Origin of the sequence: Pontibacter pudoricolor (genome assembly GCF_010092985.1) — a bacterium.
GTDB classification, from domain to species: Bacteria; Bacteroidota; Bacteroidia; order Cytophagales; family Hymenobacteraceae; genus Pontibacter; species Pontibacter pudoricolor.
In genome coordinates this window covers 2796286-2818918 of sequence record NZ_CP048106.1, presented here as the reverse complement: position 1 = coordinate 2818918, position 22633 = coordinate 2796286, and the positions used below count along the sequence as shown (strand labels likewise).

The following is a 22633-nucleotide window of genomic DNA, read 5'->3' as shown; positions in this document are numbered from 1 at the left end:
TGTATCGATATTATTAGAATAATATGGCATTTGCAAAAACCAAAAAGTTAACTCAGGACTTCTCCAAAGTAACGATAAGCTTAGCTTCTCCAGAGTCGATTCTGGAGCGTTCTAACGGAGAGGTAGTAAAGCCTGAGACCATAAATTATAGAACCTATAAGCCTGAAATGGGCGGATTATTCTGCGAAAGAATATTCGGACCTGTTAAGGACTGGGAATGCCACTGCGGAAAGTATAAGAGAATCAGATATAAAGGTATCATCTGCGACCGTTGCGGTGTAGAAGTTACTGAGAAAAAAGTGCGTCGTGAGCGTATGGGCCATATTGAGCTTGTTGTTCCTGTAGCGCATATCTGGTACTTCAAATCTCTTCCAAACAAAATCGGATATCTGTTAGGCTTACCAACAAAGAAGCTTGACCAGATCATCTATTACGAAAGATATGTAGTTATTCAGCCAGGTATTTTGGCAGAGGATGGTGTGAACACACTAGACTTCCTGACAGAAGATGAATACCTGGATATGATTGATAAGCTTCCACGCGAGAACCAGATGTTGGACAACAATGATCCAAACAAGTTTATCGCGAAAATGGGTGCCGAGTCATTACAGATGTTATTGGAGCGTACGAACCTTGATGACCTGTCTTACGAGCTTCGTCATGCTGCCGCGCACGAAACTTCGCAACAGCGTAAAGCTGAAGCGTTAAAGCGTCTTCGTGTAGTTGAAGCGTTCCGTGATGCTGCAACAAGAATTGAAAACAGACCTGAGTGGATGATCATCCGCATGGTGCCTGTTATTCCGCCAGAGCTTCGTCCGTTAGTTCCGTTGGATGGTGGCCGTTTCGCTACTTCTGACTTGAACGACCTTTACAGACGTGTTATTATCCGTAACAACCGTTTGAAGCGTCTTATTGAGATCAAAGCTCCTGAAGTTATTCTTCGTAATGAGAAGCGTATGTTACAGGAAGCAGTTGACTCCCTGTTCGACAACTCACGTAAAGTGAACGCTGTTCGTGCAGAAGGTAACCGTGCGCTGAAATCACTTTCAGATATGCTGAAAGGTAAGCAGGGACGTTTCCGTCAGAACTTGCTTGGTAAGCGTGTTGACTACTCTGGCCGTTCAGTAATTGTAGTTGGTCCTGAACTGAAGCTGCATGAGTGCGGTCTGCCTAAGAACATGGCAGCTGAGCTTTTCAAGCCGTTCATTATCCGCAAGCTGATCGAAAGAGGTATAGTTAAAACTGTAAAGTCTGCTAAGAAAATAGTTGATCGTAAGGACCCTGTTGTTTGGGATATCCTGGAGAATGTGCTGAAAGGCCACCCAGTACTCCTTAACCGTGCTCCTACGCTACACAGACTTGGTATCCAGGCATTCCAGCCAAAACTGATCGAAGGTAAAGCAATCCAGTTACACCCATTAGTGTGTACTGCGTTCAACGCCGACTTTGACGGTGACCAGATGGCGGTGCACGTTCCACTTGGACCTGCAGCAATCCTGGAAGCCTCTATGCTAATGCTTGCTTCGCATAACATCCTGAACCCTGCTAACGGTGCTCCAATTGCAGTACCTTCTCAGGACATGGTTCTTGGTTTATACTATGTAACCAAAGGAAAGCGTAGCACAGAAACTGAAACTATCAAAGGAGAGGGCATGAGCTTCTATTCTCCTGAAGAAGTTATTATTGCTATAAACGAAGGGCGTCTTTCAAAGCATGCACATATTAAGGTGCGTGTAAATATTAAAGATGAAAGCGGCCAGATCGTAAATAAATTAACTGAAACTGTAGCTGGTCGTGTATTATTCAATCAGTTTGTACCAGTTGAAGTTGGATACATTGATGAGTTACTGACGAAGAAAAAGCTTCAGCAGGTAATTTCTCGCGTGTTCAAAGAAACAGGTATGGCTCGTACAGCTCACTTCCTGGATGATATCAAAACACTTGGATTCCAGTCTGCCTATAAGGGTGGTCTGTCAATGGGTCTTGGTGATATTAACATTCCGGCGGAGAAAGAAATACTTGTTGAGCAAGCTAAAAAAGATGTAGATGCTGTATGGCAAAACTACTCTATGGGTCTGATCACTGACAACGAACGTTACAACCAGGTTATTGACATCTGGACACGTATCAACAACCAGATCACTGAAACGTTGATGCGCCGTCTTGAAAATGAAGATCAGGGCTTTAACTCTATCTTCATGATGATGCACTCAGGAGCCCGTGGTTCAAGAGAGCAGATTCGTCAGCTGGGTGGTATGAGAGGTCTGATGGCTAAGCCTCAGAAATCATTGCAAGGCTCCGTTGGTGAGATTATCGAAAACCCGATCCTTTCTAACTTTAAGGAAGGTCTGGATGTAATCGAGTACTTCATCTCTACTCACGGTGCCCGTAAAGGTCTTGCCGATACAGCGCTTAAAACTGCAGATGCTGGTTACCTGACTCGTCGTTTGGTAGACGTTTCGCAGGACGTGATTGTGAATGAGGAAGACTGCGGTACTTTACGTGGTTTGGAAGTAAGTGCGCTTAAGGATAACGAAGATATCGTTGAATCACTTTCTGAGCGTATCCTGGGTCGTGTAACTGTACACGATGTTTATGATCCGATCACGAACAACCTTATAGTTGAGTCTGGTTCAGAGATCACAGAAGAAGTTGCCCGTGACATTGAGAACACAGCGATTGAATTTGTTGAGATCCGTTCAGTACTTACTTGTGAGTCTAAGCGTGGTATCTGTGCTAAATGCTACGGCCGTAACCTGGCAACAGGATTTATGGTGCAGAAAGGTGAAGCAGTAGGTGTAATTGCAGCTCAGTCAATAGGTGAGCCTGGAACACAGCTTACACTTCGTACATTCCACGTGGGTGGTACGGCATCTAACATTGCAGTAGAGGCAACTATAAAAGCGAAATTTGCTGGTAAAATCGAGTATGAAGACGTGCGAACTATAGACACGATCAACAACGAAGGTGAGCCAGTAAAAGTAGTAATGGGTCGTTCAGGTGAGGTGAAAATAGTTGATCCTAATACAGGTAAATTATTCATCAGCAACCACGTTCCTTATGGTTCATTCCTGACTGCTAATGATGGACAGCTTGTAGAGAAGGGAGACAATATCTGTAGCTGGGATCCATATAACGCGGTTATACTTTCAGAGTTTGATGGTAACGTTGGTTATGAGTCGATCATTGAGGGTATCACATATCGTGAAGAATCAGATGAGCAGACAGGTTACCGTGAGAAGGTTATTATCGATACAAAGGATAAGACCCAAAACCCAGCTATACTTGTAAACCCTAAGAGTGGTGAGCCGAAAGGTTACAACATTCCGGTAGGTGCACACATCGTAGTTGAGGATGGTGAGAAAATCAAAGCAGGTCAGATACTAGTAAAGATCCCTCGCGCTATCGGTAAAACACGCGATATCACAGGTGGTCTTCCACGTGTTACAGAATTGTTTGAAGCGCGTAACCCATCTAACCCGGCAGTTGTGTCAGAAATTGATGGTGTTGTAACGTATGGTAGCGTGAAGCGTGGTAACCGTGAAATCTTCATTGAGTCAAAAGACGGAGTGAAGAAGAAATACATGGTGCCTCTATCCAAGCACATCCTTGTTCAGGACAATGACTTCGTGAGAGCAGGTATGCCGTTATCAGATGGTGCTATCACGCCAACAGATATCCTGAATATTCAGGGACCAGGTGCAGTACAAGAGTACCTGGTAAATGAGATTCAGGAAGTATACCGCTTACAAGGTGTGAAGATCAATGATAAGCACATTGAAGTTGTAGTTCGCCAAATGATGCAGAAAGTAGTAATACTTGATCCGGGTGATACCAGCTTCCTTGAGCACCAGGTGGTTGATAAGATCCTGTTCATGGAAGAGAACGACCGCATCATTGATATGAAGGTTGTTGAAGAATCTGGTGACTCTGCAACGATGAAACCAGGTCAGATAGTAACAGCACGTCGTTTACGTGATGAGAACTCTAGCCTGAAGCGTCGTGACCTGAGATTAGTAACCGTAAGAGATGCATCTCCGGCTGTTTCTCGTCCAACGTTACAAGGTATCACACAGGCTTCATTAGGTACACAAAGCTTTATCTCAGCAGCATCATTCCAGGAAACTACAAAAGTACTGAGCGAAGCAGCTATAAAAGGTAAAGCAGATGAGCTGCTGGGGCTGAAAGAGAACGTAATTGTTGGTCACCTGATCCCGGCTGGTACAGGCTTGAAAGAGTATCAGAAACTGATCGTTGGTAGCCAGGAAGAATACGATTCACTTACAGAATCTAAGAAAGCTACAGCTAAATCAAAGCAGCAAGCATTACAGAATAAATAAATAGAACCATGGCAGAAGAACAGCAGAACCAGAATCAAATTAACATTGAGTTAACGGAAGAAGTAGCAGAAGGGCAATATGCAAATCTTGCCATGATCGCTCATTCCAGCAGCGAATTTGTTATTGATTTTATTCGACTGATGCCAGGTTTGCCAAAAGCAAAAGTTAAATCAAGAGTTGTTATCACCCCAGAGCATGCTAAAAGATTATTAGCAGCTCTGGCTGATAACATCAAGAAATATGAAAATAGCTTTGGCGAAATAAAGCAGGCAAATGAAGCACCATCTTTCCCGATGAACTTCGGAGGGACAGTTGGCGAAGCATAAGGTGCTAATAATTAATAAATTAAAATTTTGAAATTGCAAAGTGAATTTTATACCTTTGCAGTCCGAAATTGAAATTGGATAAATCTATAATTAACAGATTGTAAATGCCTACTATACAGCAATTAGTAAGAAAAGGTAGAGAGAAACTGACTTATAATTCTAAGTCTCCTGCCTTGGATGCATGCCCTCAGCGACGTGGTGTATGCACAAGAGTGTACACAACTACGCCAAAGAAACCAAACTCTGCAATGCGTAAAGTTGCAAGGGTAAGATTAACAAATGGTAAGGAAGTTAACGCTTACATACCAGGTGAAGGTCACAACCTACAGGAACACTCTATTGTTCTCATCAGAGGTGGTAGAGTAAAAGACCTTCCGGGTGTTCGTTACCACATCGTTCGTGGTGCATTGGATACCGCAGGTGTAAATGGTCGTCTGCAGTCCCGTTCTAAATACGGTGCTAAGAGACCTAAGCCAGGTCAAGCTCCAGCGGCTGCCGGAAAAGGTAAAAAGAAATAATTAATAGCGTTTAATACAATGAGAAAAGCAAAGCCGAAGAGTAGAATTCTCCTTCCAGATCCAAAATACAAAGAGACATTAGTAACACGTTTTGTAAACTACCTGATGGTGGATGGCAAGAAAAGCGTTGCTTATGGAATTTTCTATGATGCTGTAGATCTAGTAGAGCAAAGAACAAAAGAGAACGGACTTGAAACTTGGAAAAAAGCATTGAATAACATCATGCCAAGTGTAGAAGTGAAAAGCCGTCGTGTTGGAGGAGCTACTTTCCAAGTGCCGACTGAGGTTCGTCCGGACCGCAGAGTATCTCTGGGAATCAAATGGATGATTTCCTACTCACGCAAGAGAGGTGAGAAGACGATGAAGGATAAATTAGCAGGTGAAATTATTGCAGCTGCTAAAGGTGAAGGTGCTGCCGTTAAGAAAAAAGACGATACGCACAGAATGGCGGAAGCCAACAAAGCATTCTCACACTTTAGATTCTAGTAAATGGCAAGAGACTTAAAATATACCAGAAATATCGGTATAGCCGCGCACATCGATGCCGGTAAAACCACTACGACTGAGCGTATTCTTTATTACACTGGTAAATCACACAAGTTAGGTGAAACGCACGAAGGTTCTGCAACTACCGACTGGATGGAGCAGGAGCAGGAGCGTGGTATTACCATTACATCTGCAGCGGTAACAGTTAACTGGCCATACAGAGGTAACGACTACCATATCAACATTATTGACACACCGGGTCACGTTGACTTTACAGTGGAAGTAAACCGTTCACTTCGCGTATTGGATGGTCTGGTGTTCCTGTTTTCAGCTGTTGATGGTGTTGAGCCTCAGTCTGAAACAAACTGGCGTCTTGCTGACAACTATAAAGTTGCTCGTCTTGGTTTCGTAAACAAAATGGACCGTTCTGGTGCCGATTTCCTTGCTGTATGTAAGCAAGTGAAAGAAATGCTTGGTAGCAATGCCGTAGCACTTCAATTACCAATTGGTTCAGAAGATAATTTCAGAGGCGTAGTTGACCTAGTTAACTTCCGAGGTATAGTTTGGAATGAATCCGATAAAGGCATGACCTTTACTGAAGTGCCGATTCCGGATGATATGTTGGAAGAAGCTGAGGAATACAGAGAGAAACTTCTGGAAGCAGTAGCTGACTATGACGAAAGATTAATGGAGAAATACTTCGAAGATCCTGCGTCAATAACAGAAGCTGAAATTCTTACAGCTCTTCGCGCTGCAACTATAGATATGGCTATCGTTCCAATGCTTTGTGGTTCTTCTTTCAAGAACAAAGGTGTACAGACGATGCTAGACTATGTGATGGCTTTATTACCATCTCCGATGGATAAAGAAAGCATTATTGGTACTGATCCTGATACAGGCAACGAAATAGCTCGCAAGCCAAGTGCAGCAGAACCATTCGCAGGACTTGCATTTAAGATCGCAACAGACCCTTATGTAGGCCGTTTGTGCTTTGTGAGAGCGTACTCAGGTGTGCTTGAAGCAGGATCTTATGTGTATAACACTAGGTCAAATAATAAAGAACGGATCTCTCGTATCTTCCAGATGCATGCAAATAAGCAGAACCAGATCGAAAGACTGGAAGCTGGTGATATTGCAGCAGTTGTAGGATTTAAAGATATCAAGACAGGGGATACACTTTGTGAGCAAGGACATAAGATAGTTCTTGAATCAATGGATTTCCCTGAACCGGTAATTGGATATGCTATTGAGCCAAAAACTCAGGCTGACTCTGATAAAATGGGTATGGCTATTGCCAAACTTGTTGAAGAAGATCCAACACTACAGGTTAATACTGATGAAGAGACTGGACAAACTATTCTTCGTGGAATGGGTGAACTACACCTTGAGATCATTATAGATCGTATGAAGCGTGAGTTCAAAGTTGAGTTGAACCAGGGTGCACCACAAGTAGCTTACAAAGAAGCAATCACGAAAACTGTTGAGCACAGAGAAGTGTTCAAGAAGCAGTCAGGTGGTCGTGGTAAGTTTGCTGATATCGTGTTCACAATGGGACCACGCGAAGATGGTAAGCAGGGACTTGAGTTTGAGAATGCAATTGTAGGTGGTGTGATTCCAAGAGAATTCATTCCAGCTGTTCAGAAAGGTTTCGAAGAAGCAATGAAGAATGGTATCCTGGCAGGCTTCCCAATCGACTCGATGAAAGTGCGTCTGTTCCATGGTTCATTCCACGATGTTGACTCTGACTCATTATCATTTGAATTAGCAGCTCGTCAAGGTTTCAAAGAGGCAGGTAAGCAGTGTGCTCCTAAACTTCTAGAGCCTATCATGGCGGTTGATGTTGTTACTCCAGATGAGTACACAGGTCCTGTAACTGGTGACTTGAACAGAAGAAGAGGTATTATGAAAGGTATGGATACAAAAGGTACATCAACTGTAGTTAAAGCAGATGTTCCTTTATCAGAACTTTTCGGTTATGTTACCGACCTTCGTACTATTACATCAGGTAGAGCTACAGCTTCTCTAACATTTGCTCATTATGAGCAAGTACCTCAGAACTTAGCAGATGGCATTATCGCCAAAATTAAAGGAACGTCAGCTAAATAGTTGTTACAAAAATGAATCAGAAAATAAGAATTAAATTAAAATCTTACGATCACAATTTAGTTGATAAGTCATCTGAGAAGATCGTTAAAGCAGTAAAAGCAACAGGTGCTATAGTTAGTGGTCCAATTCCACTTCCTACAGAGAAAGATAAATTCACTGTTCTTCGCTCTCCACACGTAAACAAGAAGTCACGTGAGCAGTTCCAGCTGTGCACTTACAAAAGACTGGTTGATATCTATTCAACAAGCTCTAAAACTGTAGATGCGTTAATGAAACTAGAATTACCAAGTGGTGTTGATGTAGAGATCAAAGTTTGATAAGTACATTAAAAGAATAAAAAAAGAGAACCATATCACTATGGTTCTCTTTTTTATAGGCTGATTAAGAATATTTTACAGAAGAGTTGTAAAGAGAGATTAAATTTTCTTAACTTTGCACTCCCTTAGCTATAGCTGAGGGGTAATATTATTATATCCATCTAAAAAAACAAGTTGAATGCCTGGAATTATCGGTAAAAAAATCGGAATGACAAGCCTCTTCACACCAGATGGTAAAAACATACCAGTAACGCTTATTCAAGCAGGACCGTGTGTTGTTACTCAGGTGAAGACGGTAGAAAACGATGGCTATGCTGCAGTACAGCTTGGCTTCGGTGACAAGAAGTTAAAGAGAGTAACTAAAGCGGAAGCAGGTCACTACAAGAAAACTAATACGGCTCCTAAGAAAAAGGTTGCAGAATTTGATACAGAAGGTGTGTCATTGAATGCAGGAGATGTGGTTGATGCCAACCTATTCATTGAAGGGGAATTTGTTGACGTTGTAGGAACATCAAAAGGTAAAGGTTTCCAAGGCGTTGTAAAGCGTCACGGATTTGCCGGTGTTGGTGGTCAAACACACGGTCAGCACAACAGGGCTAGACACCCAGGTTCAATTGGTGCTTGTTCTTGGCCATCAAGAGTATTCAAAGGAATGCGAATGGCAGGAAGAACAGGTGGTAACAGAGTTACAATCCAAAACCTGACAATCATGCGAGTAATCGCTGATAAAAATCTTTTAGTAGTTAGTGGCTCTGTTCCAGGTGCCAAGAACTCTTACGTTTTAATCGAGAAATAAAATGGAGCTTTCTGTATTGAATATAAAAGGTGAAGATACAGGTAGAAAGATCGCTCTTTCTGATGCTGTGTTTGGCGCTGAGCCGAATCAGCATGCAATGTATCTTGACGTGAAACAGTACTTGGCTAATCAAAGACAAGGAACGCATAAATCAAAGGAGAGAAACGAAGTTGCTGGATCTACCAAAAAGATCAAAAAGCAAAAAGGTACCGGTGGTGCCAGAGCTGGTAGCATAAAGTCTCCTGTTTTTGTAGGTGGCGGTAGAGTTTTCGGTCCAAAGCCTAGAAACTATAGCTTTAAGCTGAACAAGAAGCTTAAAACAGTGGCAAGAGTATCTGCTCTTTCCCTTCTGGCAAAAGACAATAAAGTTGCCTTAGTAGAATCGTTCTCTTTAGAGGCGCCGAAGACTAAAGATTTTATTGCAATCCTTAACAATATCAAATCTACTGGTAAAACATTGTTCGTTATTCCAGCAGCAAATGAAAACATAGTGCTTTCAGGAAGAAATATTCCTAAAGTAAAAGTGGCAACTGCTGCGGATCTTAACACATATGACCTGCTGAATGCTGAGCGTGTTGTGTTAGTAGAAGAGTCAGTAAATATTATCGAAAACCTCTTAAGCAATAAGTAATGAACGTACTTAAAAGACCGCTTGTGACGGAAAAATACACTGCCATGAACGAAGTAGGAAAGTATGCTTTTGAGGTTGAGAAAAAAGCCAATAAAGTAGAAATCAAAAAGGCAGTAGAAAAGCTTTATGGTGTAACTGTAACTAACGTTGCCACCATGAGATCAATAGGTAAAGTAAAGACCAAATATACAAAGTCCGGATCTGTGACTGGTCGTACTTCCCTGATCAAGAAAGCGATAGTAACCTTGAAAGAAGGTGAAATGATAGATTTTTATAGCGGAATATAATTAATCAGAAATGGCTTTAAAAAAGTTAAGACCAACAACACCAGGTCAAAGATTTAGAGTAGCGCCAGCCTTCGACGAAGTAACGGCATCTGCTCCTGAAAAATCTTTGTTGGCACCATTAAAAAAATCTGGTGGGCGTAACAACCAAGGTAAAATGACTATGCGCTATTTGGGCGGTGGTCATAAGCGTAAGTACAGAATGATTGATTTCAAAAGAACCAAGCATGGCGTGCCTGCTACTGTGAAATCAATTGAGTACGATCCAAACCGTACGGCCCGTATTGCATTAGTATTTTATGCTGACGGTGAGAAGAGCTACATTATAGCTCCAACTGGTATCGAAGTAGGTTCTGTTATCATTTCAGGTCCAGGTAATGCACCTGAGATTGGTAACTGCCTTCCTTTATCTGATATTCCTCTAGGTACAATTATTCACAACATCGAGTTACAGCCTGGCCAGGGAGCTATCTTGGCTAGAAGTGCAGGTTCATACGCACAGTTAGTAGCTCGTGAAGGCAGATACGCTACAATCAAATTGCCATCAGGCGAATTGAGAATGGTACTTGTTGTATGCTACGCCACTGTGGGAACTGTTTCTAACTCAGATCACATGAATGTGAAACTGGGTAAAGCAGGTAGAAACAGATGGATGGGCAGACGTCCAAGAGTGCGTGGTGTTGCGATGAACCCGGTAGATCACCCAATGGGTGGTGGTGAAGGTAAGTCTTCAGGTGGTCACCCTCGCTCACGTAAAGGCTTATACGCAAAAGGTCTTAAGACCAGAAATAAGAACAAGTTTTCTGAGAAGTTAATAGTTAATAGAGGAAAGAAATAATAAATGGCTAGATCATTAAAAAAGGGCCTTATATTGACTATAGGCTCGAGAAGAAAGTAGTTGCGATGAACGATGCCGGCAAGAAGACGGTTATCAAAACGTGGTCGCGCAGATCAATGATTTCTCCTGATTTCGTTGGACATACCTTTGCAGTGCATAACGGTAATAAATTTATTCCGGTGTATGTAACTGAAAACATGGTAGGTCATAAGCTTGGTGAATTTGCACCAACAAGAAACTTTAGAGGTCACATAGCTAAAAAAGATAAAGGCAAGCGATAACCATGGAAGCAGTAGCTAAATTAAATAATGTGCCTACATCTCCACGCAAGATGAGATTAGTGGCCGATATAATACGCGGAAAGAGCGTAGCAAAAGCCTTAGGTATCCTTAAGTTTGAGCCAAATTCAGGTGCAGCAAGATTAGAGAAACTTCTTTTATCTGCTTTATCAAACTGGCAGCAGAAAAATGAAGATGCTCAGATAGAAGATGCGAATCTGTATGTTAAATCAATCTTTGTAGATGAAGGAAAGATGTTAAAGCGTCTTCGTCCAGCTCCACAGGGCCGTGGTTACCGCATCAGAAAGAGATCAAATCATGTTACTCTGGTAATAGACAGCATGACTGAAGAGCAACTTGAGCAAAAATCAAAGAAATCTAAAAAAGCCAATAAGTAAGAATATGGGACAGAAAGTAAATCCGATCGGTTTTCGCCTAGGAGTTATCAAAGGTTGGGATTCTAACTGGTATGGCGGCAAAGATTTCGCTGAGAAGCTTGTTGAAGACGAGAAAATCAGAAAATATATTTTAGCTCGTATCCCTAAAGGTGGTATTTCTAAAATAATAATCGAAAGAACACTTAAGCGTATCACTATCACAATCAATACAGCCCGTCCAGGCGTTGTGATTGGTAAAGGTGGTCAGGAAGTAGATAAGATTAAAGAAGAACTTAAGAAGCTTACAAACAAAGATGTTCAAATCAACATTTTTGAAATTAAGCGTCCTGAGTTAGATGCTAAACTGGTAGGTGAGTCTATTGCCCAGCAGTTACAGGCACGTATCTCTTTCCGTCGCGCAATGAAGCAGGCAATTGCTTCGGCTTTACGCGTAGGTGCTGAAGGTATCAAAGTGCAGGTATCAGGTCGTTTAGGCGGTGCTGAAATGGCACGTACAGAGCACTACAAAGAAGGTAGAACTCCACTACATACACTTCGTGCTGATATTGATTATGCTTTATCTGAAGCTCAGACCGTTTACGGTAAGCTAGGAATAAAAGTGTGGATCTTCAGAGGTGAAGTTTATGGAAAGAAAGATCTAACTCCTAACGCTGGTTTAGAAAGCAAAGGACCAGGATCTTCTCAGGGAGGTGACAGACGCAATGCAGGAGGAGGCAACCGTAAGAAAACAGACGGTGGTGCTCCGAAACGCAGAGATAACAAGCGTCGTCAGTAATTGATTGCTAACATTATTAAGTTTTAGAAAATGTTACAGCCGAAAAGGACTAAATATAGAAAAATGCAGAAAGGTCGTGTGACTGGACTTGCTCACAGAGGAAGCACCATTTCATTCGGATCATTTGCAATAAAATCTCTTGAAGCATCTTGGATCACCAGCCGCCAGATAGAGGCAGCTCGTATCGCGATGACAAGAGCAATGAAACGTGAAGGCCAGGTTTGGATCAGAATATTTCCAGACAAGCCAATTACCAAGAAGCCTGCAGAGGTTCGTATGGGTAAAGGTAAAGGTTCGCCTGAGTATTGGGTAGCCGTTGTAAAGCCAGGTACAATCATGTTTGAATCTGATGGTGTTACTTTAGAAGTTGCAAAAGAATCACTGAGATTAGCAGCGCAGAAGTTACCTGTTAAAACAAAGTTTGTAGTACGTAGAGATTACGTTGAGAAGTAGTAATATGAAAAATTCAGAAATAAAAGCTTTGTCTTTAGAGGAACTACAAGAGAAGCTTAACACTGAGAAGACCAACATGCAGAACCTTCGTTTTGCTCATGCCATATCTCCGTTGGAAAACCCAATGAAAATCCGTGAGTCTAAAGCAACGATTGCACGTCTGAATACAGAGTTGCGTCGTCGTGAAATTGAAGCTAACTCTTAATACTTAAATAAAATGGAAGAGAGAAATCTTAGAAAAGAAAGAAGTGGTAAGGTTGTTAGCAACAAGATGGACAAATCTATCACTGTGCTTGTTGAGAGCAAAATGAAACACCCGATCTACGGGAAGTTTGTAAGCAAGTCCAATAAGTTCATGGCACATGATGAGAAAAATGAGTGCAATATCGGTGATACGGTACGTATTCAGGAAACTCGTCCGCTTAGCAAGAACAAGAACTGGCGTTTAGTTGAAATCATAGAAAGAGCTAAGTAAGATGATACAGCAAGAATCAAGATTAACTGTAGCTGACAACAGTGGTGCTAAAGAAGTTCTTTGCATCCGTGTCCTTGGTGGAACAGGAAAGAAATACGCTTCAATCGGAGATCGTATTGTTGTAACTGTAAAGTCTGCCTTATCCTCTGGAAATATTAAGAAGGGAACAGTTTCTAAAGCTGTTATTGTTAGAACGAAAAAAGAAATCAGAAGAAAAGATGGTTCTTATATACGTTTCGACGATAATGCTGCTGTTCTGCTGAATGCGAACAATGAACCACGCGGTACGCGTATTTTTGGTCCAGTAGCTCGTGAACTTCGTGAAAAACAATTCATGAAAATCGTTTCACTTGCGCCTGAAGTTCTATAAATCCTAATTCTCAGTAAAGATGAATAAGAAAAAACTTCATGTTAAGACTGGCGATACGGTAAAAGTAATTGCTGGTGACGAACGCGGTAAGACAGGCCGTATCACATCTGTTTTAACAGATAAAAATAAAGTAGTAATAGAAGGATTAAACCTGGTAACGAAGCATACGAAACCAAGCGCTAAAAATCCTCAGGGCGGTATTTCTAAAGTTGAAGCTCCAATTCATGCGAGCAATGTAACTTTGGTAGATCCAAAAACTGGTGAAAAAACCAAGACTGCCAATAGAAAGAACAGCGCGGGTAAAACTGAACGTTACTCTAAAAAGACAGGAGAAGTAATCTAATATGGCAACTTCAAGATTTAAAGAAAAATACCAGGCAGAAGTAATTCCTGCCCTGAGAGAAAAGTTCCAGTACAAGAACGTTATGCAGGTGCCAAAGATTACTAAGATCTCTATTAACAGAGGTATTGGTGCTGCAGTTGCTGATAAGAAGCTAGTTGATATTGGTGTAGATGAGCTAACGACTATTACTGGTCAGAGGGCAGTTGCAACTATAGCAAAGAAATCTGTATCGAACTTTAAGCTTCGTGAAGGTATGCCGATTGGAGCTCGTGTTACACTGAGAGGTCAGAAGATGTATGAATTCCTGGACAGACTTCTTACGATCGCTCTGCCACGTGTACGTGACTTCAGAGGAGTAAATGATAAAGGCTTTGATGGAAGAGGTAACTATACCTTAGGTATTAAAGAGCAGATCATTTTCCCAGAGATCAGCATTGACAAGATTAAATCCATAAGTGGTATGGACATAACTTTTGTTACAACAGCTAATACTGATGAAGAAAGTTATGAGCTATTGAAAGCTTTTGGTATGCCTTTCACAAACATTAAAAAGTAACAGCAATGGCGAAAGAAGCAGTAAAAGCAAGAGAGCTTAAAAGACAGAAAATGGTAGCAAAATATGCTGCTAAAAGAGCTGAGCTTAAAGCAAAAGGAGATTATGAAGGCTTAGATAAACTACCTAAGAACGCATCTCCTATCAGATTGCACAACAGATGCAAACTAACTGGCAGACCACGTGGATACATGAGAAAATTCGGAATATCACGCGTAACGTTCAGAGAGCTTGCTCTTGCAGGTAAAATACCAGGTGTAACAAAGTCGAGCTGGTAATTTTTCCATTATCTATATAATAGATAAAGAAAAAATAATTATCTTTGCGGCTCGCTTATAAAAAAGCGATCATTATTTAAGTCATTCATAATGAACTCAGATCCAATAGCAGATTATTTAACTAGAGTGCGTAACGCTATAAAAGCGAACCACCGCATAGTTGAAATACCATCTAGCAAAATCAAAAAGGAAATAACAAAAGTACTGTACGATAAAGGGTATATTCAAAGTTACAAGTTTGAAGACTCAGCTGTACAGGGTACCATTAAAATAGCTCTGAAGTATAATCCTTCTACTAAACAGTCTGCGATTGTTAAGTTAGAGAGAATTAGCAAGCCAGGGCTTCGTAAATACGTGGGAGGTGATGAGCTTCCACGCGTATTGAATGGATTAGGTGTAGCCATCGTTTCAACTTCTAAAGGCGTAATGACTGACAAGGAAGCACGCACGCAGAATATTGGTGGTGAAGTATTATGTTTTGTTTATTAATCAGGAGGAGAGACAATGTCACGTATAGGAAAATTGCCAATCACTCTGCCAAGCAATACAGAAATATCAGTTGATGATAAGAACGTAGTGACTATAAAAGGACCGAAAGGCTCTTTAACTACTGCTGTTGATGCTGATATCATTGTAAAAACAGAAGATAATCAAATCATCGTTGAAAGACCAACAGAGCAGAAGCGTCATAAAGCTATGCATGGCCTTTACAGATCATTGATCAACAACATGATCATTGGTGTAAGTGAAGGTTATAAAGAGCAGCTTGAGCTTGTGGGTGTTGGTTTTAAAGCATCTGTTCAAGGTCAGGTACTTGAGCTTTCATTAGGTTATTCACACAACATATTCGTTGCACTTCCTGCTGAAGTATCAGTTAATGCTGTTACAGAAAAAGGTAAAGCTCCGGTTGTTACTTTAGAAAGTAATGACAAGCAGCTTTTAGGCCAGGTGGCTGCAAAAATCAGATCACTGCGTAAGGTTGAACCTTATAAAGGAAAAGGTATCCGATTTGTTGGTGAAGTTGTAAGAAGAAAAGCTGGTAAGACAGCATCTAAATAATCATCATCATGTCTGCTAATAAAGTACAAAGAAGATCAAGAATTAAGAAAAGCATCAGAAGAAAGATAGCTGGTACGTCTGAAAGACCAAGGCTGTCTGTCTTCAGAAGTAATCGTGTAATTTATGCACAGATTATTGATGATGTTGCAGGAGTAACACTTGCTGCTGCATCCTCAGCTAAATTAGATGATGCTGCGAAGGCTAATGTTGAAACTGCTACTAAAGTAGGTAAAGAAATAGCTTCTAAAGCCCTGGAAAAAGGTATTACGCAAGTAGTATTCGATAGATCTGGCTACCTGTATCATGGTAAAGTAAAATCATTGGCTGAAGGTGCTAGGGAAGCTGGCCTTAAATTCTAAAATATTATGTTGAAGAACAATATACGTAGTGTAAAGGCTAGCGAAATCGAATTAAAGGAGAGAGTAGTAGCTATTAACCGAGTTGCCAAAGTAGTAAAAGGTGGTAGAAGATTTAGCTTCGCTGCTATAGTTGTTGTTGGTGACGGGAACGGAGTTGTAGGTTACGGTTTAGGTAAAGCTAACGAAGTAACTGATGCGATTGCTAAGGGCATTGATGATGCTAAGAAAAACTTAGTAAAAGTTCCTTTATATCATCACACTGTTCCACATTCAATGGAAGGCAAATACTCAGGTGGTTATGTACTGGTTAGACCAGCTGCACCTGGTACAGGTGTTATTGCTGGTGGTGCTATGCGTGCAGTACTTGAAAGTGCTGGTATAAAAGACGTACTTTGCAAATCAAAAGGATCATCTAATCCACATAACGTGGTGAAGGCTACTTTTGATGCTTTAGCAAAAATGCGTGATCCATTAGCTGTTGCACAGCAAAGAGGTGTTAATTTACAGAAAGTATTTAATGGTTAATGTCATGGCGAAAGTAACTATCACACAAGTTAAAAGCATTATTGACAGACCTAAGAACCAAAAGCTGACAATCCAGGCTTTAGGATTAGGAAAAATCAATAAATCAGTAACTGTTGAGTATACACCACAGATTGCTGGTATGGTTAATAAAGTTCAGAATTTGATCGTAGTAAAAGAACAATAAAATGTATTTACATTCATTACAACCTGCTGAAGGAGCTGTAAAGTCTAGAAAAAGACTTGGCCGTGGTACCGGATCTGGTAGAGGTGGTACCTCTACTAGAGGTCACAAGGGTGCGAAGTCTCGTTCAGGCTATTCGCAGAAATCAGGATTTGAAGGTGGTCAGATGCCACTTCAGAGACGTGTTCCTAAGTATGGCTTCAAGAACATAAACAGAGTTGAATACAAAGGTATCAACTTAGATGTTCTTCAGTCATTAGCTGAGAGCACAGGAGAAACTGTTCTTAACTTTGATTTCTTCAAAGCTCATGGACTTGTTTCTAAAAACGATAAAGTAAAAGTATTAGGTAGAGGTGAGTTAAATAAAGCGATTGAGGTTCACGCCCATGCTTTCTCTCAGACAGCTACAACAACAATTGAAAAAGCAGGCGGTAAAACAGTAGCTATCTAATAGGTATGAAGAAGTTTTTAACAACAATAAAGAACATATTTGCTATTGATGATCTACGAGTTAGAATACTCAATACAATCGGTTTTATAGCAATATTCAGACTTGGTTCTTATGTTGTTCTTCCTGGTGTTGATCCTAATCAATTAAAAGCTAATACGGCCGGTTTATTCGGGTTGTTAGATACTTTTTTAGGTGGTGCATTTAGTAATGCATCCATCTTTGCATTAGGTATAATGCCATATATATCGGCTTCGATCGTATTACAGCTGTTAACTATCGCTGTTCCTTATTTTCAAAAAATGCAGAAGGAGGGTGAATCTGGTCGAAAGAAAATCAACCAGATTACCCGAGTTCTTACCATTGTTATTACCTTGGCACAGGCGGTAGGCTTCGTTGCCACTATAAATAGTGAGGCAATAGCAATTAACACAACATTATTTACCATCACATCAATGATCGTACTCACAGCGGGTACAATCTTCTGTATGTGGTTAGGTGAAAAAATAACTGATAAAGGGATAGGTAATGGTATATCCATGCTTATCATGATCGGTATCGTATCAAGATTCCCTGGAGCAATAGCTGCAGAATTTTTGTCAAAGCAACTTAATGGCGCTCTGTTATTCCTGTTTGAATTAGGAGTTTTGTTCTTTGTTGTAATGTCTGTGATAATGCTGACTCAAGCTATCAGAAGGATACCTGTACAATATGCTAAGCAGGTTGGCGGCAATTCTTTATATAGCGGTCAGCGCCAGTTTATACCTCTAAAGGTGAATGCAGCAGGTGTTATGCCTATCATCTTTGCTCAGTCTTTAATGTTCCTGCCATCTATGATAGCTGGAATGTGGGCTGATACAAGTGAGACTGCGAATTATATTGGATCTACTTTTTCTGACTTTACGTCTTGGCAGTATAATTTAGTTTTTGGTTTACTAATTTTAGTATTTACTTATTTCTATACTGCTATCAGCGTAGATCCTAACAGGATAGCGGATGATTTAAAAAGAAGTGGTGGGTTTATACCAGGTGTTAAGCCAGGCCGTGCTACTTCAGAATATATCGATGCTATTTTAACTAGAATTACTCTGCCAGGTGCTATTTATCTAGCGCTAGTAGCGATCTTTCCTGCAATTGCAATGTTGTTTGGGATAACAAGAGAGTTCTCTCAGTTTTTCGGTGGTACTTCTCTTATTATTATGGTTGGTGTTGTTCTCGACACTCTTCAACAAATTGAAAGTTACCTGCTGATGCGCCATTATGATGGCATGATGAAGTCAGGCAAACTAAGAGGCAGGACTGAGAATATAGCGATGGTATCTTAATAAATGATTTTTTACAAAACTGAAGAAGAAATTGAGCTAATTCGTCAAGGTGCTTTGATATTAGGCAAAGCCCATGGCGAAATAGCTTCTATTATAAAAGAGGGTATTACAACCGCGGAGCTTGATAAAAGAGCGGAAGAGTTTATAAAAGACCACGGAGCACAACCTTCTTTTTTGAACTATAATGGTTTCCCTTATAGTTTATGTATTTCACCTAATGCTGTAGTTGTTCATGGTTTTCCAGGAAAGCACCAATTAAGAGACGGAGATATTATTTCAGTTGACGCTGGTGTTTTTTATAAAGGGTTCCATAGTGACTCCGCTTACACACATGCTGTCGGCAATGTTTCCGAAGAGGTAAAAAAACTTCTTGAGGTTACAAAGGAAAGTCTGCAAAAAGGAATTGATAAAGCTATAGTTGGTAACAGGCTAGGTGACATTAGCCATGCTATACAGCAGCATGCTGAAGCAAACGGTTTCAGTGTAGTGAGAGAGTTAGTCGGACACGGAGTTGGCCGGAATTTACATGAAGCTCCTGAAGTTCCGAATTATGGAAAGAAGGGGCAGGGAATTAAACTACAGGAAGGTCTTGTCCTTGCAATTGAGCCAATGGTGAATCTGGGAACAAGAAATGTTGTTCAGGAGGAAGATGGTTGGACTATAAGAACAAGAGATAAAAAACCTTCAGCTCATTTTGAGCATACGGTAGTAATAAGAAAAGGTAAAGCAGAAGTATTAACTACTTTTGATTATATAGAAAAAGCTAAAAACTTATAAATGGCCAAGCAGTCATCTATAGAACAGGACGGGACAATTGTAGAAGCATTATCAAATGCTATGTTTCGTGTTGAACTTGAAAACGGGCATCAGTTAATTGCTCACATCTCTGGAAAGATGAGAATGAATTACATTAAGATCCTTCCGGGAGATAAAGTGAAGCTGGAGATGTCTCCTTATGATTTAACAAAAGGTCGGATTGTTTATCGATATAAATAAATACAATGAAAGTTAAAGCATCAGTTAAAAAGAGAAGTGTGGATTGCAAGGTTATCCGCCGCAATGGAAAGCTTTATGTAATCAACAAAAAGAATCCAAGATATAAACAAAGACAAGGATAATTAAATAAGTATGGCAAGAATAGCAGGAGTAGATATTCCGGATAACAAAAGAGGAGAGATCGCTTTAACCTATATCTTTGGTATAGGCCGCAATCTTTCAAAATCTATCTTAACCAAAGCCGGGGTGGATCTTGACAAAAAGGTGAAAGACTGGACTGAAGATGAGTCCAATGAGATCAGAAATATTATTGCTTCTGAGCACAAGACTGAAGGTGTTTTAAGATCTGAAGTTCAGTTGCACATTAAGCGTCTTCTTGATATCGGTTGCTACCGTGGTTTAAGACACCGTAAAGGTCTACCAGTTCGTGGACAGCGTACCAAAAATAACTCTCGTACGAGAAAAGGTAAGCGTAAGACAGTTGCAAACAAGAAGAAAGCTTCTAAATAATTAATTGATCATGGCTCAGAAAAGAAAAGATAAAGCTAAAAAGCGTGTCGTAGTTGTAGAAGCAACTGGCCAAGTACACATTAAAGCTTCTTTCAATAATATTATTATCTCAGTAACCAACAATGCAGGTCAAGTAATATCTTGGGCTTCTGCTGGTAAAATGGGTTTTAAAGGTTCTAAAAAGAACACTCCTTACGCTGCACAGATGGCAGCTTCAGATTGCGCAAAGGTTGCTTATGACCTGGGTATGCGTAAAGCTGAAGTTTTTGTTAAAGGTCCTGGCGCAGGTAGAGAGTCCGCTATCCGTACTGTGCAAAATTCAGGTATCGAAGTAACAACTATTAAGGATGTTACTCCTCTACCACACAACGGATGTCGTCCTCCTAAACGCAGAAGAGTTTAATTTTTAAAGTAGATTAAATAAAATGGCAAGATATACTGGTCCAAAAAGCAAAATCTCAAGAAAGTTTAACGAAGAGATTTTCGGCCCAAGCAAAGCATTAAAAAAGAAAGCATATCCTCCAGGGATGCACGGCCGTGGTCGTCGTAAAAAGCAATCTGAATATTCTATTCAGCTGACTGAGAAGCAGAAGGCTAAGTTTATTTACGGTTTGCTGGAGAAGCAATTTGCTAATCTGTTCGAGAAAGCAGCTCGTAAGAGTGGTGTTACAGGTGAAGAGTTACTAAGCCTACTTGAATCAAGATTGGATAACACTGTTTACCGTCTTGGCGTTGCTCCAACAAGAAGAGCAGCACGCCAGTTAGTGCTTCACAAGCACATTACGGTTAATGGTAATATCGTTAACATACCTTCATATAGCTTAAAAGTTGGTGACGTTGTAGCGGTTAGAGAGAAGTCCAAATCTTTGGAAGCTATTACAAACAGCCTGACTGTTCGTAATGCCAGAGCTTTCGGATGGTTAGAGTGGGATGGTAGTGAAATGGCTGGCAAGTTTATAGCTGTGCCACAGCGCGACCAGATACCTGAGAAAATTCAGGAACAGCTAATCGTTGAGCTTTACTCTAAGTAAGCAACATAATCAATTTTTAACCTTTAACACTGCAAGTATGTCAATATTAGCATTTCAAATGCCAGAGAAAGTTGTAATGGAAAAAGCCGACGACTTTCATGGTTTATTTGAATTCAAGCCGCTTGAAAAAGGTTACGGTGTAACCATCGGTAATGCGCTACGCAGAATTTTGCTTTCTTCTCTGGAAGGTTATGCTATTACTAGCGTTCGCATTCCTGGTGTACTGCACGAGTTTTCATCAGTTGAAGGTGTGGTGCAGGATGTTTCTGACATCATCCTGAACCTTAAAATGGTTCGCTTCAAGAAGATCAGCGAAGTTATCGACGATAAGATCACAGTAACAATCAATGGTGCAGATACTTTCTTTGCCGGCGATATCAGCAAATTTACTTCAAGCTTTGAAGTATTAAACCCTGAGCTGGTGATTTGCAACCTGGATAAGAATCTTTCATTAGAAGTTGAGCTTACCATTCAGAAGGGCCGTGGGTACGTACCTGCCGATGAGAATAAGCCGGCTGCTGACCAGGTTTTCGGTCTTATTTCAATAGACTCAATCTTTACGCCAATTAAAAACGTGAAGTTTAGTGTTGAAAATACACGTGTTGAGCAAAAGACTGACTACGAAAAGCTTCTGTTAGATATTCAGACTGACGGATCTATACATCCGGAAGATGCTCTTAAAGGAGCTGCGAATATACTAATTCAGCACTTTATGCTTTTCTCTGATAATACCATGACCTTCGAAACTGCTAAGCCAGAAGAAGAAGAAGTTGTTGACGAAGAACTGCTGCATATGCGCAAAGTTCTGAAGACTCCACTTCAGGATATGGATCTATCAGTTAGAGCTTACAACTGCTTAAAGGCTGCGGATATCAGAACACTTGGAGATCTGGTACAACTGGATATCTCTGACATGATGAAATTCCGTAACTTTGGTAAGAAATCGCTTACTGAGCTAGAGAATCTGGTTCAGGAGAAAGGGCTGACCTTCGGGATGGATCTTTCTAAATATAAATTAGAAGAAGAATAATAACTTACGGCATAATTCCCGATCCCATATAGGTTGATCGACGGTATGCCCGTGCACAATTCAAAATAATGAGACACGGTAAAAAAATTAATCATTTAGGAAGAACTGCTGCTCACCGTAAGGCGATGCTGTCAAACATGGCTGCTTCCCTTATCCTGCACAAGCGTCTTTCTACTACAGTAGCTAAGGCTAAAGCATTGCGTAAGTATGTTGAGCCTCTTCTTACAAAATCTAAGAACGATACTACACATTCAAGAAGAACTGTATTTGCTTACCTTCAGGAGAAGGAAGCTGTGAAGGAGCTTTTTGATGAAGTATCAGCAAAGATCGCTAACAGACCAGGTGGTTACACGCGTATCCTTAAAACAGGTCTTCGTCTTGGTGACAACGCAGAAATGTGTGTTATCGAGCTTGTAGATTACAACGAGGATATGCTAGCATCAACTGGTGCAGCAGGTGCGAAGAAAACACGTCGTCGTGCTGGTGGTGCTAAGAAGAAAGCTGAAGGTGCTGCTGAAGCTACTAAAGCAGCTGAAACTGATGCAACTGCAGAAGAGTCAAAAGATGCTGAATAAGCTGATTCTTTGAAATATTTTAAAGGGAC

The 22633-nt window shown here is 40.7% G+C and carries 35 protein-coding genes; all 35 read left to right on the top strand.

Features of this window, described 5'->3' with window-relative positions:
* Positions 1 to 23: 23 nt before the first annotated feature.
* The 35 genes from rpoC to rplQ all read left to right on the top strand — a co-directional run bounded on the left by rpoC (position 24) and on the right by rplQ (position 22604).
* Positions 24 to 4340: a DNA-directed RNA polymerase subunit beta' gene (rpoC, locus tag GSQ66_RS12130; RefSeq protein ID WP_162427719.1), complete on the top strand. Its 4317-nt coding sequence runs from the start codon at positions 24 to 26 to the stop codon at positions 4338 to 4340.
* A gap of 8 nt (positions 4341 to 4348) precedes the next feature.
* Positions 4349 to 4666: a DUF3467 domain-containing protein gene (locus GSQ66_RS12125; protein WP_162427718.1), complete on the top strand. Its 318-nt coding sequence runs from the start codon at positions 4349 to 4351 to the stop codon at positions 4664 to 4666.
* Positions 4667 to 4770: 104 nt separating this feature from the next.
* Positions 4771 to 5184, top strand: a complete 414-nt coding sequence (gene rpsL / locus GSQ66_RS12120; protein ID WP_162427717.1) for a 30S ribosomal protein S12 — start codon at positions 4771 to 4773, stop codon at positions 5182 to 5184.
* 18 nt (positions 5185 to 5202) lie between these two features.
* Positions 5203 to 5670: a 30S ribosomal protein S7 gene (gene rpsG / locus GSQ66_RS12115; protein ID WP_162346206.1), complete on the top strand. Its 468-nt coding sequence runs from the start codon at positions 5203 to 5205 to the stop codon at positions 5668 to 5670.
* A 3-nt stretch (positions 5671 to 5673) separates the two neighbouring features.
* A complete protein-coding gene (fusA, locus tag GSQ66_RS12110; protein WP_162427716.1) occupies positions 5674 to 7776 on the top strand; it encodes an elongation factor G in 2103 nt (700 codons plus the stop codon).
* Positions 7777 to 7787: 11 nt separating this feature from the next.
* Positions 7788 to 8093 (top strand): 30S ribosomal protein S10, encoded by a 306-nt coding sequence (gene rpsJ, locus GSQ66_RS12105; protein ID WP_007654312.1) that lies wholly within the window; start codon positions 7788 to 7790, stop codon positions 8091 to 8093.
* 178 nt (positions 8094 to 8271) lie between these two features.
* Complete coding sequence (rplC, locus tag GSQ66_RS12100) at positions 8272 to 8889, top strand: 50S ribosomal protein L3 (RefSeq protein WP_162427715.1); 618 nt, start codon at positions 8272 to 8274, stop codon at positions 8887 to 8889.
* Position 8890: 1 nt separating this feature from the next.
* Positions 8891 to 9520, top strand: a complete 630-nt coding sequence (gene rplD, locus GSQ66_RS12095) for a 50S ribosomal protein L4 (protein WP_162427714.1) — start codon at positions 8891 to 8893, stop codon at positions 9518 to 9520.
* Complete coding sequence (gene rplW / locus GSQ66_RS12090; RefSeq protein WP_162427713.1) at positions 9520 to 9807, top strand: 50S ribosomal protein L23; 288 nt, start codon at positions 9520 to 9522, stop codon at positions 9805 to 9807. The genes rplD and rplW overlap by 1 nt, the downstream gene beginning before the upstream one ends.
* Before the next feature lie 10 nt (positions 9808 to 9817).
* Positions 9818 to 10642 (top strand): 50S ribosomal protein L2, encoded by an 825-nt coding sequence (rplB, locus tag GSQ66_RS12085; protein WP_162427712.1) that lies wholly within the window; start codon positions 9818 to 9820, stop codon positions 10640 to 10642.
* 11 nt (positions 10643 to 10653) lie between these two features.
* Complete coding sequence (rpsS, locus tag GSQ66_RS12080; RefSeq protein WP_162429036.1) at positions 10654 to 10923, top strand: 30S ribosomal protein S19; 270 nt, start codon at positions 10654 to 10656, stop codon at positions 10921 to 10923.
* 2 nt (positions 10924 to 10925) lie between these two features.
* On the top strand, positions 10926 to 11318 hold the full coding sequence (rplV, locus tag GSQ66_RS12075) for a 50S ribosomal protein L22 (RefSeq protein ID WP_162427711.1): 393 nt from the start codon (positions 10926 to 10928) through the stop codon (positions 11316 to 11318).
* A 4-nt stretch (positions 11319 to 11322) separates the two neighbouring features.
* On the top strand, positions 11323 to 12093 hold the full coding sequence (gene rpsC, locus GSQ66_RS12070; protein WP_162427710.1) for a 30S ribosomal protein S3: 771 nt from the start codon (positions 11323 to 11325) through the stop codon (positions 12091 to 12093).
* A 30-nt stretch (positions 12094 to 12123) separates the two neighbouring features.
* Complete coding sequence (gene rplP, locus GSQ66_RS12065; protein WP_162427709.1) at positions 12124 to 12546, top strand: 50S ribosomal protein L16; 423 nt, start codon at positions 12124 to 12126, stop codon at positions 12544 to 12546.
* A gap of 4 nt (positions 12547 to 12550) precedes the next feature.
* Positions 12551 to 12751 carry a 50S ribosomal protein L29 gene (gene rpmC / locus GSQ66_RS12060; protein ID WP_162346216.1) on the top strand — a complete coding sequence of 67 codons (201 nt, stop codon included), beginning with the start codon at positions 12551 to 12553 and terminating at the stop codon, positions 12749 to 12751.
* Positions 12752 to 12763: 12 nt separating this feature from the next.
* Positions 12764 to 13021 carry a 30S ribosomal protein S17 gene (gene rpsQ / locus GSQ66_RS12055; protein ID WP_162427708.1) on the top strand — a complete coding sequence of 86 codons (258 nt, stop codon included), beginning with the start codon at positions 12764 to 12766 and terminating at the stop codon, positions 13019 to 13021.
* A 1-nt stretch (position 13022) separates the two neighbouring features.
* A complete protein-coding gene (gene rplN, locus GSQ66_RS12050) occupies positions 13023 to 13391 on the top strand; it encodes a 50S ribosomal protein L14 (RefSeq protein ID WP_162427707.1) in 369 nt (122 codons plus the stop codon).
* A 19-nt stretch (positions 13392 to 13410) separates the two neighbouring features.
* The gene (rplX, locus tag GSQ66_RS12045; protein ID WP_162427706.1) at positions 13411 to 13734 is read left to right on the top strand and encodes a 50S ribosomal protein L24; all 324 of its coding nucleotides are present in this window, start codon (positions 13411 to 13413) and stop codon (positions 13732 to 13734) included.
* Between the two features lies 1 nt (position 13735).
* Positions 13736 to 14290, top strand: a complete 555-nt coding sequence (rplE, locus tag GSQ66_RS12040; RefSeq protein WP_162427705.1) for a 50S ribosomal protein L5 — start codon at positions 13736 to 13738, stop codon at positions 14288 to 14290.
* A gap of 5 nt (positions 14291 to 14295) precedes the next feature.
* Positions 14296 to 14565: a 30S ribosomal protein S14 gene (gene rpsN / locus GSQ66_RS12035; protein WP_162427704.1), complete on the top strand. Its 270-nt coding sequence runs from the start codon at positions 14296 to 14298 to the stop codon at positions 14563 to 14565.
* Positions 14566 to 14655: 90 nt separating this feature from the next.
* Positions 14656 to 15054, top strand: coding sequence for a 30S ribosomal protein S8 (gene rpsH, locus GSQ66_RS12030; RefSeq protein WP_162427703.1), 399 nt, complete (start codon positions 14656 to 14658; stop codon positions 15052 to 15054).
* Between the two features lie 15 nt (positions 15055 to 15069).
* Positions 15070 to 15624 carry a 50S ribosomal protein L6 gene (gene rplF, locus GSQ66_RS12025; protein WP_162427702.1) on the top strand — a complete coding sequence of 185 codons (555 nt, stop codon included), beginning with the start codon at positions 15070 to 15072 and terminating at the stop codon, positions 15622 to 15624.
* 8 nt (positions 15625 to 15632) lie between these two features.
* Positions 15633 to 15983 (top strand): 50S ribosomal protein L18, encoded by a 351-nt coding sequence (gene rplR, locus GSQ66_RS12020; protein WP_162427701.1) that lies wholly within the window; start codon positions 15633 to 15635, stop codon positions 15981 to 15983.
* Between the two features lie 6 nt (positions 15984 to 15989).
* Complete coding sequence (gene rpsE, locus GSQ66_RS12015; RefSeq protein ID WP_162427700.1) at positions 15990 to 16508, top strand: 30S ribosomal protein S5; 519 nt, start codon at positions 15990 to 15992, stop codon at positions 16506 to 16508.
* Between the two features lie 4 nt (positions 16509 to 16512).
* On the top strand, positions 16513 to 16692 hold the full coding sequence (gene rpmD, locus GSQ66_RS12010; RefSeq protein WP_238395661.1) for a 50S ribosomal protein L30: 180 nt from the start codon (positions 16513 to 16515) through the stop codon (positions 16690 to 16692).
* Position 16693: 1 nt separating this feature from the next.
* Positions 16694 to 17140: a 50S ribosomal protein L15 gene (rplO, locus tag GSQ66_RS12005; RefSeq protein ID WP_162427698.1), complete on the top strand. Its 447-nt coding sequence runs from the start codon at positions 16694 to 16696 to the stop codon at positions 17138 to 17140.
* 5 nt (positions 17141 to 17145) lie between these two features.
* A complete protein-coding gene (gene secY / locus GSQ66_RS12000) occupies positions 17146 to 18462 on the top strand; it encodes a preprotein translocase subunit SecY (protein ID WP_162427697.1) in 1317 nt (438 codons plus the stop codon).
* 3 nt (positions 18463 to 18465) lie between these two features.
* Positions 18466 to 19239 carry a type I methionyl aminopeptidase gene (gene map / locus GSQ66_RS11995; RefSeq protein WP_162427696.1) on the top strand — a complete coding sequence of 258 codons (774 nt, stop codon included), beginning with the start codon at positions 18466 to 18468 and terminating at the stop codon, positions 19237 to 19239.
* Positions 19240 to 19458 (top strand): translation initiation factor IF-1, encoded by a 219-nt coding sequence (gene infA, locus GSQ66_RS11990; RefSeq protein ID WP_159585173.1) that lies wholly within the window; start codon positions 19240 to 19242, stop codon positions 19456 to 19458.
* Between the two features lie 5 nt (positions 19459 to 19463).
* Positions 19464 to 19580, top strand: coding sequence for a 50S ribosomal protein L36 (rpmJ, locus tag GSQ66_RS11985; RefSeq protein WP_162427695.1), 117 nt, complete (start codon positions 19464 to 19466; stop codon positions 19578 to 19580).
* 10 nt (positions 19581 to 19590) lie between these two features.
* Entirely contained in the window at positions 19591 to 19968 is a 378-nt protein-coding gene (gene rpsM, locus GSQ66_RS11980; protein ID WP_162346230.1) for a 30S ribosomal protein S13, read from the top strand.
* Between the two features lie 10 nt (positions 19969 to 19978).
* Positions 19979 to 20371 carry a 30S ribosomal protein S11 gene (gene rpsK, locus GSQ66_RS11975; RefSeq protein WP_137759957.1) on the top strand — a complete coding sequence of 131 codons (393 nt, stop codon included), beginning with the start codon at positions 19979 to 19981 and terminating at the stop codon, positions 20369 to 20371.
* A 22-nt stretch (positions 20372 to 20393) separates the two neighbouring features.
* Positions 20394 to 20999 (top strand): 30S ribosomal protein S4, encoded by a 606-nt coding sequence (rpsD, locus tag GSQ66_RS11970; protein WP_162427694.1) that lies wholly within the window; start codon positions 20394 to 20396, stop codon positions 20997 to 20999.
* Between the two features lie 37 nt (positions 21000 to 21036).
* Positions 21037 to 22029 carry a DNA-directed RNA polymerase subunit alpha gene (locus GSQ66_RS11965; protein WP_162427693.1) on the top strand — a complete coding sequence of 331 codons (993 nt, stop codon included), beginning with the start codon at positions 21037 to 21039 and terminating at the stop codon, positions 22027 to 22029.
* 68 nt (positions 22030 to 22097) lie between these two features.
* Entirely contained in the window at positions 22098 to 22604 is a 507-nt protein-coding gene (gene rplQ / locus GSQ66_RS11960) for a 50S ribosomal protein L17 (RefSeq protein WP_162427692.1), read from the top strand.
* Positions 22605 to 22633 lie beyond the last annotated feature (29 nt).

Coding starts and splice junctions, on each gene's coding strand:
- fusA (WP_162427716.1), top strand. CDS start 5,674: ATGGCAAGAGACTTAAAATATACCAGAAATATCGGTATAGCCGCGCAC.
- rplP (WP_162427709.1), top strand. CDS start 12,124: ATGTTACAGCCGAAAAGGACTAAATATAGAAAAATGCAGAAAGGTCGT.
- infA (WP_159585173.1), top strand. CDS start 19,240: ATGGCCAAGCAGTCATCTATAGAACAGGACGGGACAATTGTAGAAGCA.
- rplE (WP_162427705.1), top strand. CDS start 13,736: ATGGCAACTTCAAGATTTAAAGAAAAATACCAGGCAGAAGTAATTCCT.
- rpsQ (WP_162427708.1), top strand. CDS start 12,764: ATGGAAGAGAGAAATCTTAGAAAAGAAAGAAGTGGTAAGGTTGTTAGC.
- rplR (WP_162427701.1), top strand. CDS start 15,633: ATGTCTGCTAATAAAGTACAAAGAAGATCAAGAATTAAGAAAAGCATC.
- secY (WP_162427697.1), top strand. CDS start 17,146: ATGAAGAAGTTTTTAACAACAATAAAGAACATATTTGCTATTGATGAT.
- rpsE (WP_162427700.1), top strand. CDS start 15,990: ATGTTGAAGAACAATATACGTAGTGTAAAGGCTAGCGAAATCGAATTA.
- rpsJ (WP_007654312.1), top strand. CDS start 7,788: ATGAATCAGAAAATAAGAATTAAATTAAAATCTTACGATCACAATTTA.
- rplD (WP_162427714.1), top strand. CDS start 8,891: ATGGAGCTTTCTGTATTGAATATAAAAGGTGAAGATACAGGTAGAAAG.
- rpoC (WP_162427719.1), top strand. CDS start 24: ATGGCATTTGCAAAAACCAAAAAGTTAACTCAGGACTTCTCCAAAGTA.
- rpsL (WP_162427717.1), top strand. CDS start 4,771: ATGCCTACTATACAGCAATTAGTAAGAAAAGGTAGAGAGAAACTGACT.
- GSQ66_RS12125 (WP_162427718.1), top strand. CDS start 4,349: ATGGCAGAAGAACAGCAGAACCAGAATCAAATTAACATTGAGTTAACG.
- rplB (WP_162427712.1), top strand. CDS start 9,818: ATGGCTTTAAAAAAGTTAAGACCAACAACACCAGGTCAAAGATTTAGA.
- rplO (WP_162427698.1), top strand. CDS start 16,694: ATGTATTTACATTCATTACAACCTGCTGAAGGAGCTGTAAAGTCTAGA.
- rpsD (WP_162427694.1), top strand. CDS start 20,394: ATGGCAAGATATACTGGTCCAAAAAGCAAAATCTCAAGAAAGTTTAAC.
- rplV (WP_162427711.1), top strand. CDS start 10,926: ATGGAAGCAGTAGCTAAATTAAATAATGTGCCTACATCTCCACGCAAG.
- rpmJ (WP_162427695.1), top strand. CDS start 19,464: ATGAAAGTTAAAGCATCAGTTAAAAAGAGAAGTGTGGATTGCAAGGTT.
- rplW (WP_162427713.1), top strand. CDS start 9,520: ATGAACGTACTTAAAAGACCGCTTGTGACGGAAAAATACACTGCCATG.
- rpsN (WP_162427704.1), top strand. CDS start 14,296: ATGGCGAAAGAAGCAGTAAAAGCAAGAGAGCTTAAAAGACAGAAAATG.
- rpsG (WP_162346206.1), top strand. CDS start 5,203: ATGAGAAAAGCAAAGCCGAAGAGTAGAATTCTCCTTCCAGATCCAAAA.
- rpsH (WP_162427703.1), top strand. CDS start 14,656: ATGAACTCAGATCCAATAGCAGATTATTTAACTAGAGTGCGTAACGCT.
- rplX (WP_162427706.1), top strand. CDS start 13,411: ATGAATAAGAAAAAACTTCATGTTAAGACTGGCGATACGGTAAAAGTA.
- GSQ66_RS11965 (WP_162427693.1), top strand. CDS start 21,037: ATGTCAATATTAGCATTTCAAATGCCAGAGAAAGTTGTAATGGAAAAA.
- rplC (WP_162427715.1), top strand. CDS start 8,272: ATGCCTGGAATTATCGGTAAAAAAATCGGAATGACAAGCCTCTTCACA.
- rpmD (WP_238395661.1), top strand. CDS start 16,513: ATGGCGAAAGTAACTATCACACAAGTTAAAAGCATTATTGACAGACCT.
- rpsK (WP_137759957.1), top strand. CDS start 19,979: ATGGCTCAGAAAAGAAAAGATAAAGCTAAAAAGCGTGTCGTAGTTGTA.
- rplQ (WP_162427692.1), top strand. CDS start 22,098: ATGAGACACGGTAAAAAAATTAATCATTTAGGAAGAACTGCTGCTCAC.
- rplF (WP_162427702.1), top strand. CDS start 15,070: ATGTCACGTATAGGAAAATTGCCAATCACTCTGCCAAGCAATACAGAA.
- rplN (WP_162427707.1), top strand. CDS start 13,023: ATGATACAGCAAGAATCAAGATTAACTGTAGCTGACAACAGTGGTGCT.
- rpsM (WP_162346230.1), top strand. CDS start 19,591: ATGGCAAGAATAGCAGGAGTAGATATTCCGGATAACAAAAGAGGAGAG.
- rpmC (WP_162346216.1), top strand. CDS start 12,551: ATGAAAAATTCAGAAATAAAAGCTTTGTCTTTAGAGGAACTACAAGAG.
- rpsC (WP_162427710.1), top strand. CDS start 11,323: ATGGGACAGAAAGTAAATCCGATCGGTTTTCGCCTAGGAGTTATCAAA.
- map (WP_162427696.1), top strand. CDS start 18,466: ATGATTTTTTACAAAACTGAAGAAGAAATTGAGCTAATTCGTCAAGGT.